Source organism: Luteibacter sp. SVR4-7G (assembly GCF_056755555.1).
Genome location: NZ_JBPGXO010000033.1, coordinates 41,944 through 51,371 on the forward strand (window position 1 = coordinate 41,944; position 9,428 = coordinate 51,371).

General features: G+C 66.1%; 7 protein-coding genes. All 7 read right to left on the reverse strand.

The genetic code is table 11. From position 1 onward, the window contains the following. Positions 1–31 precede the first annotated feature (31 nt). Positions 32–2,680 carry a fimbria/pilus outer membrane usher protein gene (locus ACR9ZH_RS13200; RefSeq protein WP_481291212.1) on the reverse strand — a complete coding sequence of 883 codons (2,649 nt, stop codon included), beginning with the start codon at positions 2,678–2,680 and terminating at the stop codon, positions 32–34. Next, complete coding sequence (locus ACR9ZH_RS13205) at positions 2,677–3,417, reverse strand: fimbrial biogenesis chaperone (protein ID WP_481291213.1); 741 nt, start codon at positions 3,415–3,417, stop codon at positions 2,677–2,679. The genes ACR9ZH_RS13200 and ACR9ZH_RS13205 overlap by 4 nt, the downstream gene beginning before the upstream one ends. A 62-nt stretch (positions 3,418–3,479) precedes the next feature. Next, complete coding sequence (locus tag ACR9ZH_RS13210; RefSeq protein WP_481291214.1) at positions 3,480–4,025, reverse strand: fimbrial protein; 546 nt, start codon at positions 4,023–4,025, stop codon at positions 3,480–3,482. Positions 4,026–4,295: 270 nt separating this feature from the next. Continuing rightward, positions 4,296–5,687 (reverse strand): sugar porter family MFS transporter, encoded by a 1,392-nt coding sequence (locus ACR9ZH_RS13215; protein ID WP_481291215.1) that lies wholly within the window; start codon positions 5,685–5,687, stop codon positions 4,296–4,298. A 62-nt stretch (positions 5,688–5,749) separates the two neighbouring features. After that, positions 5,750–6,172 carry a VOC family protein gene (locus ACR9ZH_RS13220; protein ID WP_481291216.1) on the reverse strand — a complete coding sequence of 141 codons (423 nt, stop codon included), beginning with the start codon at positions 6,170–6,172 and terminating at the stop codon, positions 5,750–5,752. A gap of 67 nt (positions 6,173–6,239) precedes the next feature. Further along, the gene (gene pbpC, locus ACR9ZH_RS13225) at positions 6,240–8,591 is read right to left on the reverse strand and encodes a penicillin-binding protein 1C (protein ID WP_481291221.1); all 2,352 of its coding nucleotides are present in this window, start codon (positions 8,589–8,591) and stop codon (positions 6,240–6,242) included. After that, a partial coding sequence (locus tag ACR9ZH_RS13230) for an alpha-2-macroglobulin family protein (RefSeq protein ID WP_481291217.1) occupies positions 8,588–9,428 on the reverse strand: 841 nt, incomplete at its 5' end. The genes pbpC and ACR9ZH_RS13230, both read right to left, overlap by 4 nt.

Consider the following 9,428-nt stretch of genomic DNA (forward strand, 5'->3'; position numbering starts at 1 on the left):
GCTTCCGCTTCCCGCGAAGATGAGGCCAGGGTCAAGCCGCTTTTTTCATGGCGAATCCTTCTGTCGCGTCGGAACACGGCGCACGCAGCGAACGGTGCATGCCGTGGTTTTCCAGCTGCTCGGTCGTCGCCGGCAGGTCGATGCGGCAGCTGCCGCCCTCCTCGTCGCCCCAGCTGACGGTCAGCCGCTTTCCGCCCAAGGCGCCGCGCGCGAAGATCTTGCTGCCCTGACCGACCACGCCCACCGCCTGCCCACTGTCGTCGAGCACCGAGGCGCCGAATGGCAGCGGACTTCCATCCGGCTGGGTGGCATGGATGAGCATCGACTGCGCCACGGAGGTCCGGTAGTCGAGGCGGGCGAAGGCGCCGGCGCGCGGTGCGACGGACGCGCTGGTGCTTTCCAGTTCCACGTCGTGCGAGGCCCCGCGAGGATCGATCGCCACCGTATTGAGCTGGTAGGGAAGCAAGCCGCGGATCACCGCATTGCCGCGGCGATCCAGCCGCGCGCCCGCGTGGCTCTCGATGCGCGCACCTGCAGCCCCGGGCGCGTGGACGATGGCATTCGTCTCACCGAGTTCCTGGGCAAGCGTGACGCCGTCGCGATGCGCCACGATGGCCCCGGTCGCGCCCAGGCCATATTGCGTGCTGCCTTGGCCGGAGCGCGCGACGGAGGCCCGGTAGTTGCCCGCATAGCTGCGGTAGGTGACGTTCGCGCTGCCCATGCCCGACGAGGATCGGGAACGGGATTCGGAACGTCCGGCCGCCAGCGTATACATCAGGTCTTCGTTGCCGGCGATCCGGCCATTCAGCCGCGCCTGCAGGCTGGCGTCGCCGCTGCCGTTGCGGTTGTAGGACGCGCTCAGGCTTGGCGACGCCGGCGCGGATCCCAGCGGTAGCGACAACGACAGGTACACGCTGGTGTCTGTTCCGTCGCGGCGGCCGTTTCCGAAGGAGCGGTCGCCAAACAGGTCGCCCAGGCGCGAACGCTGGACCGAAAGGTTATAGCTGAGCGAGCGCCAGCTGCTGCTGTAGCCGAGGGTGTAGCTGACGCCGCGGGAACGGGCGTCCCAGTAATCCACCACCGAGCCGACGAGCGACAGCTGGCCTGCACCGATGGCCTGAGCGATGTTGGCATCGAAGCGGCTTCGTTCGCCGCCCAATACCTCACCTGCCGTGCCGCGGTGGCTGCGTGCACGCAATGCGGCCGCATCCACGACGCCCAGATAGTCGCGCGTCGAAAAGCGCTGGCTCGCGATCCCGAAGTTGGTGCCCGTCGATGAGATCGTGCGCGACCAGCGCAGGCGGGTGCTCACGCCGCGGCGAATGCCCGCCTTGCGGAAGCCTGCGCGCGACCCGGTGACGTCGAGCGCCACGGCACCGAACGGCAGGTTCACCGCCGCGCCCAGCAGGCTTGAGGCGTAGCTGTTGGATAACGTGGTTCCGGCATATAGCGTCGCGTGGTTGATGACGCCGTGCTGCACCGTGCCCTGGAAGATGAAGGGCGTTTCGGCAACGCTCTGCTCGTCGACCTGACCTGCCCAGAGCGCGAAACGCGTGCTGCCCTCGCGCAGCATCTGCGGCACCGCGGTGTACGGCACCATGATGAGCTTCGTGCGGCCATCCGCTTCCGTGATGGTGACTTCAAGATCGCTGCCGTAGCCGGTCGGGTAGAGGTCGTCGATCTCGAACGCCCCCGGGGCCACGTTGCTGCTGTGGATGACGTATCCGTTCTGGCGGACCGTGACCTGGGCATTGCTCTCCGCCACACCGCGGATGACCGGCGCGTACCCGCGCTGCGATGCAGGCAACATGCGCTGGTCGCTCACGATGCCGACGCCGCGCACGCGCACGCTGTCGAGGATGTCGCCGCCCGTGTTGGATTCGCCCAGGGTCAACTGGGCGCGCGCATCCGTGAGGTCGTGCTGCGCGAAGATCTGGTTGTTCCGCCAGCGGCTGCCACCGTTGGAAACGGACAGTGATCCGCTCTGGCGGAGACGCCATCCACCCAGGTTGGCTCCCGCATTGAGGTTGACGAAGCTATCCGTCGACCGCCTGCCGTCACGCCGTACCTGAAAGGTATTGGCGTTGTAGTTCAGCATCGCGGCCTGCTCGCCCTGGTCCCAGAATTCCGGACTGACGTACCCGCGAACCCGCGAAGCGAGAAAGGCCTGCGGAATGCTGACGCGAAGGATCTGTTCCGAGTCGTCGAAATCCGTCGTCGCGCCTGGCACGTACGCCGAAAGGCCGCCGCAGAACGGCTTGTCGTCGAGCGGGGTGACCGACGCATCGCCTTTCGTCCGCTCGGCCAGCTTCCCGGTATCCAGACCGAAGCGGATGAGCATGTCGCGGTCGAAACAAGGCTGCGCGTCGTCGTGATTTTCCACCTGACGGAAGGCGATGTCGCGCGATCCCGGCAGGGGCTCTCCGTTGACCAGCACGCTCGGACGATAAATGCCCGGCAAGGTAGCGTTGCCCCGCTCGAAACGCGAGAGGTCGATGGCACCGTTGGCGGTGTGGATGAAGTCCGAATTGAACGCCGCGCGGGGACCGTACGGCTCCGGCAACGGCTCGGGATTCAGCGGATCGATGGCCGCCGCTTCGGCGATGGCAGGCCCCAACAGGGCGAGCGCCATGGCCAGGGGGCGGCGAGCCAGCCGGTTGCGTGGACGATGGATGGTCATGGGCCGTCGACCGTCTTGCTATGCGGCACGAAGCCGCCGTAGTCGTTGATGCTCTTGTAAGCGACGTGGACACGACCCGGGGGGATGGCCTGCGCAAGTTCACGCGTTATCGCGCCGAGCGGAGGAATGGAGAAAGGCTCGACTTCGATCTCGGTACCGCCGGCAAGAAGGCGAACTTCGTTGAGGGTGACGTGGAACGGGGTCGGATTGGCCACCGTGACACCGCCACCGGCGACGCGTTTCCAGGAGAGCTCTTCCGGCGACGCGTCCGCCGACCCCTTGAGCCCGTTCGGCCGGTAGAACATCTTGAGCCTGTAGCGAAAGGCGAGCTGTATCTTGTTTACGTCCTCTTCCATCCTCGGCTTCGGCGGCACTTCGAGCACGTTGATCCAGAAGACCGATTCGCGGTCGGCGGGAAGTTCACCCCCGGTGTACGCGATGCGCAGCGTCTGCGACTTGCCGGCTTCGACGCGCGAGATGGGCGGGGTCAGGTTGAATGGCACGTCGACGTGTTCGGGTGTCGACTTGTGATCGCCATCGTCGATCCATGCCTGGGTCAGGCTGGGTGCCTTGCCGACATTGCTCACCTTGACCGTGATTTCCCTGGCGCCGGCGGCATAGACGTAGCGCGTTCCGTTCATCACGATGCTCGCCGATGCGGTTCCGGCGGCACCCGTGGCGACGACGACAGCCCATAGGCAGATGCGGCGGCTGGCTTTGCGGATCGTTCCTTGCATGATTCGGTACTTCCTATGCACTGCTGTCGATCGCCGGCATGCGCCGGCGATCGAGGTCTTTCTTACGGTTCGAAACGCACCGAATAGGTCACGGAGCTGTTCGCCGTACCCGCGGTGACGGCGCCGATGCGCTCGAAGGCCGCGGTATGCAACAGGACCGCCTGGTTGTCGACGACGGTTTCCTTGATCGGATTCTGGTCCGCGTCCCAAGGATTGATCTTGTTGCCGTCCTTGTCGAACAGACGGAACTGCACGCCCTGGGCCGTACCGGTGGTGATGAGGCCACCCGTCAGCGGATCCACCGTCGATCCGGGCTCGAAATGCGCCCACACCTTGGTGCCATTCGTGCACGTGGTCTCGCCGGGCTCGCCGATGAAGATGCGCATGCCGGTGAGGCCTGCGTTGTCGCCGACCCTCGGCATGTCACCGGCATTCACGCCGTCGATGTTCACGGTGAAGTCCGGACTGCCGCCCTGCTCGCCGCCGCTGATGGTGCAGCTCACGGTGCTGATCGAACCCGTGAAAGTAATGGTACCGGTGGTTGCAAAGGCGGCCGGAGCCGCCAGCCCTGCAATGAGCAGGGCCGAGGTGATTGTCTTGAGGTTCATCCGATTACCTTGTTACGTTCTAGGAAAGCAACGACCCGTTGGGCCGTCGGCCTGGGGAGGCACGGGGCCTTCCCCCGTGCTCACGCAGCCGAGTGCCCGAACTACGCGAGCCGGGAAAGTGTGTCGGATTTCGCCTACAAGCCAAATAGAAGTTTGCTCAAAAATCTGACTTTCTTTCAGAAGTTCGAAGCGTCTCGCAATTTGCGAAAGTTGCCGGCGTTCTCATGAAAGCTGCTCCCGATTGTGTTATCGGAAGCGCCTCGTCACGCGTTACTGCCCGATGTTGCGCAGCGCCTTGCCGCTCATGAGGTTCCGTTCGATCTGCTCGAGCGTCACGTTCTTGGTTTCGGGCACGAGCCAGAAAGTCAGGCCGATGAAGAGCGCATTGAAGGCGGCATACAGCCAGAAGGTATGCGCATTGCCGATGCCGTTGAGCAGGCTGAGGAAGGTGGCGCCAACGATCATGTTGACGATCCAGTTCGTGAACGTGGAGCAGGCGATGCCGAAGTCGCGTCCCTTGAGCGGCTGCACCTCGGCGCAGATGGCCCAGATCAACGGCCCGGCGGACATGGCGAAACCCACGATGAAGAAGAGGAGCATGCCCACCGTCAGGAGCTGCTCGGCATGCGAGCCGATCCCCAGCGCCATCATCGTGCCGACCGAGCCAAGGCCCACCACCATCATGGCGAAGCCGGCGTAGAGGATCGGCTTGCGGCCCAGGCGGTCGACGAAGGCGAGCGCGATCAGCGTGGCGAGCATGTTCGTGAGGCCAACGATGGCCGTGAACCACATCTGGGCCTGCGTGTCGTAGCCCATCTCCTTGAAGATGCGCGGCGCGTAGTACATCACCACATTGATGCCGGTGAGCTGTTGCATCACCTGCAGCAGCACGCCGAGGCCCACCGAGCGGCGGAAGTTGGGATTTTCGCGGAACATGCTGAAGCCGTGCTGGCGTGTCTTCAGCTGTTCGTCGATATCGGCCATCTCGCGCCTCACTACCGCATCGTCGCCGCACAGCTTAGTCAGCACCGTTTCCGCTTCCTTCCGCCGGCCCATCAGCAGGAGCCAGCGCGGACTGTCGGGGAGGAAGAAGAGACCGACGAGGAAGAGCAGGCCAGGTGCGGCGATGATGCCGAGCATCCAGCGCCAGTTGCCGCTGCTGCTGAAGGCCGTGTCGGAGAGGAAGGCCAGCAGGATGCCCGTGGTGATCATCAGCTGGTAGGCGGAGATCATCGCGCCGCGGATGCGTTCGGGCGCCACCTCGGCAAGGTATAGGGGCGCGGTGAAGGCCGCGATGCCGATGGCCAGGCCGAGCACGAAGCGCGCGACGATCAGGATCGTCGCCGTGCCCGCCACCGCACAGAACAGCGAGCCGGCGACGAACAGCACGCCGGCGAGCATGAGGGAGCGTTTGCGTCCCAGTGCTGCCGACATCCATCCGGCGCCGACCGAGCCGACGGCCGCGCCGGCCATCATCGCGCTGACGATCCACTCGATGACGCTGTCGGTGACCTTGAATTCCGCCTGGATGAACTGGGTGGCGCCGGAGATCACGCCGACGTCGAGGCCGAACATGAGGCCAGCCAGCGCGGCAAGGATGCAGGTGGTGACGATGGCTGCCTTGGGGTGGGCAGCCTTTACTTCATTCTTCGCAACGTCCATCAGGGGTCCTTTGGGAACGGTCCGGGCAATTGGATGCCGTGGCATGTATCGAGGTCGTCAATTCAGGCGGCTGGCGCCCAGGGGTCGTAACTTCCGAAGTACCAGAGGTGGCCTTCCGGATCGCGGGCGGAGTAACCGGCGCCACCGTATTCCTTCTCTTCGTACCCGTCGACGATGACGGCGCCCGCATGGCGCGCCTTCTCGTAGTGAGCGCGCACGTCCTCCACGATGACGCAGGGACACTGCGTCTCCATGCCGCCGACGTCGTCCGGCTGCACGATGTACTGGCTGAAGGCGGTGTCGTTGCGCGCCGAACCGAGCATGATCATGCCGCCGCGATAGGTGAGCTGTGCATGGTCGACGATGCGGGGATCGTCGGCGTTCCTGTACACGGCCTGTGCGTGGAAGCCGAACGCGGAACAGAGGAAGTCGATCGCCGCGAGGGCGTCCTTGTAACGGAGACACGGAATGATCGTGCTGTTCATGGCTGGGGTCCCCTCCCGTGGAACCCCCTACGTTACCCCCGAACCCGGTCCGTGAACACGGCTCCTGCTACTCGAGCAGCCCGACGACCAGCTGGCGCGAGTCCGTCCGTCCCTGGCTGTCCACCACCCGGACAAGGAACCGTCCGGCACGCTCGGGCGCCCACATCAGTGGCTGGCCGTTGGGCACGCTGCCCAGGTAAGCATCGTCGACGAACCAGTACAGGGTCTGCGACCCGGCATCGGCCGTGGCGGTGAAAGCAATCCGCTCGCCGCCCAGCCGCGACACGCGTACCTGGTAACTGCTGCCCTTCAGGGGCGAGGTGATCCGGGGCGGATCGCCCCCGGGCTGTCCCCCGTCCTGGCAATCCGGCAGAGCCGGCGGCGTGCGGCGCGGCATGCCCGCCTGGGCGAATACCCGTGCCAGGTCGGAAGGCCAGTACTCGTAGACCTCGATTCGCGTCCGCTGCGGATCGTAAGGCGGGCACGCGGGCTTCCCCGTGGCGGCATCGATGACCACCGGCCGGTGCACGTCGCTTACCCGGATGGGCGATTTGCCCGGAATGAACCAGGTACTGCCGACCTGCGGGCACCACCTGTTGGGAAGATCGCCGCTGGCGAGGCAGACCGGCACGCGGCGCAGGTTCGGCGGGTTTCGCCGGACCGGCTCGGCGAGGCCGGGACGCTCGGCGCGCAAGGCATCGGCAATGCGGAAGAACAGCGGTGCCGCCGCGTCGATGCCCACGAAGGCCGGGTTTCCCGCGCCGTCGAAGTTGCCGATCCACACCACAAGCACGTAAGGTCCGAAGCTGCCCGCGGTCCACGCATCGCGGAAACTCCATGACGTCCCGGTTTTCCAGTACACCGGAAGGCGCGAGGGTTGCGTCGCGACATCGTCGGGACGCGGGTTCTGGCGCAGGATATCCATCACCATGAAGCTCGCCTCCTCGCTCAGGAGACGCGTACCGCGTGTCTTCGGCGCGTCCTGGAGCAGGCGCAGCGGCCGCAGCTCGCCGCGGTTGGCCAGCATGGCGTAGAGGCCGCCGAGTTCCTGCATCGTGACTTCGCCGCCGCCGAGGACCAGTGCCAGGCCGTAGTGCTGCTCGCTGGCCATGCGCGAGATACCGGCATCGCGCAGGAACTGGTAGAGATTGGGCGAGGCGAGCTTCGCGGCGATCTGCACGGCGGGAATGTTGCGGCTGCGCACCAGGGCCTGCGTCGCGGTCACCGGACCGAGGAAATGACCGTCGAAGTTTTCCGGCGTATAGGGACCGAAGGCGGACGGTACGTCGCGCAGCACGGTTTCCGGATGAAGCACGCCCTGGTCGAAGCCCAGCGCATAGATGAAGGGCTTGAGCGTCGAACCTGGCGAGCGCTTCGCCAGGGTGCCATTGACCTGGCCCTGGATCGCTGCGTCGAAGTAGTCCGCCGACCCGACCATCGCCTTCACTCCCATGTCGCGCGTGTCGATCAGGAGCGCCGCGGCGTTGCGTATGCCGCGATCGCCACTGCGTTCCACGTATTGCCGCACCTGCCGTTCGAGGGTGTGCTGCAGGCCGAGGTCGAGCGTCGTCGCGACGCGCATCTCGTCGCTGCCGTCGAGGCGACGCTCCGCCAGTACCTGCTCGACGAAATGCGGCGCTTCGAACGGCAGGCGGGACAGCGGACGCAGCCGCAAGGGCAGGTCGAACAGCGGGCGCGCCGCGGCATCCGCGGGGTGTTCGGCTATCCAGCGGGAGAACAGGCGGTCGCGCGATGCCTTCAGCGCCTTGTCGATCACCGCCACGCCGTCGACCCGCCCGGGCAGGCCGCGTGCCGGCTCCTGGGGGATCACGGCGAGGGTCAGGGCCTCCGGCAGGCTGAGTCGCGCCGGCGCCTTGCCAAAATAGGCGAGGCTCGCGGCACCGGCGCCTTCCACGTTGCGGCCGAACGGCGCGGCATTGAGATAGGCCTCGAGGATGTCGTGCTTCGAGTGGAACAGTTCGAGCTGGAGCGCCCGGCCCACCTGCACGATCTTGCCACCCGGGCTGCGCGTGTCCAGGCGCCACATGAGGCGGGCCAGCTGCATCGTGATGGTGGAACCGCCCTGTGGATGATGGCCCCGCGCATACGTCATCCATGCGCCGCGCAGCAGACCCCAGGCGCTTACCCCCGGATGCCAGCGGAAACAGCGGTCTTCGTGGAGCAACACCGCATCGACCATGGCCGGCGACATGTCCTCGAGCGGCACCCACAGGCGATAGCGCTGGTCGCTCGCGAGGGTAAGGCGCAGCAGATGGCCATTCGCGTCATAGACAGCCGTGGACGATGGAAACGACGCGCGCAGCGGCTCGTGCGGCCAGAGCCGGCACCCGATCAGGATGCCGGCGAGGATCAGCAGCGCGGCAAGCGCGTTATGCCAGCGGGGAAGACGCAGCCTCAGGGTTTACGCTCCACCGTCAGCGCGCCGCCGCCCGGTGCGCGCGCCTGCACGCTGCGGTCGTACAGCGACTGGGCCAATGCAGGCGGTATCACGAACCTGCCGGCATTCGTGGCCTTGATGCGGTAGACGAATTCCTGCACGTCGCGGCTCGCGTAACCGTAGACCACGACCCGGTCCTCGCGCACGTCGGCATAGTCAGGCTTCCAGGTGGACTCCGGGTTGCCGATCGGCGAACGCCAGGCCGGCGCGTCTTCGGGCTCCGCCCCGCCTTCCTCACTGCCCTCATCGCCCTCATCGCCCTCCGCGGAGGATTCGTCGGAGCGCTGCGAGGGTGCTACGGCCGGGGCGGGCGGTGCCGTGTCGAGCACCGGCTCGAAGCCGCCGGGCAGCAGATCGACGATGGCTACGTCGGCGACACCGTCATCCTTCGTGGCGCGAATGCGCACGTGCACGTCGACCTCGTCGCCCGTTTGCACGGTATCGACCGGCTTGCCGTCAAGCGTGGTGTAACTGCGGGTGATCTCGAGCCCGTCCTTGCGAACCTCGGTCGACGGCCTGCGGTCGAAACCGGTCTGGGCCACGCCATACCAGGCCGTCGTATCGGCATCGTTGACCAGGCGAAGCCGCTGCGTACCGGCGGACCAATGCGCATCGAGGATCGAACCCTTGGGAGCGCCCACCGGCGTCACCGTGCCGTTTGCGGCCACGGCACCGATGGAAAGCTTCGCCGTGTCGCCGCCGCCATCCTTCGCCCAGGCATCCAGCGCGAGGATGATCATGCCCGACGACAAGGTGTTGTAGTGGCCCCTGCCCAGCGGACGCACCAGGTTCTCGATC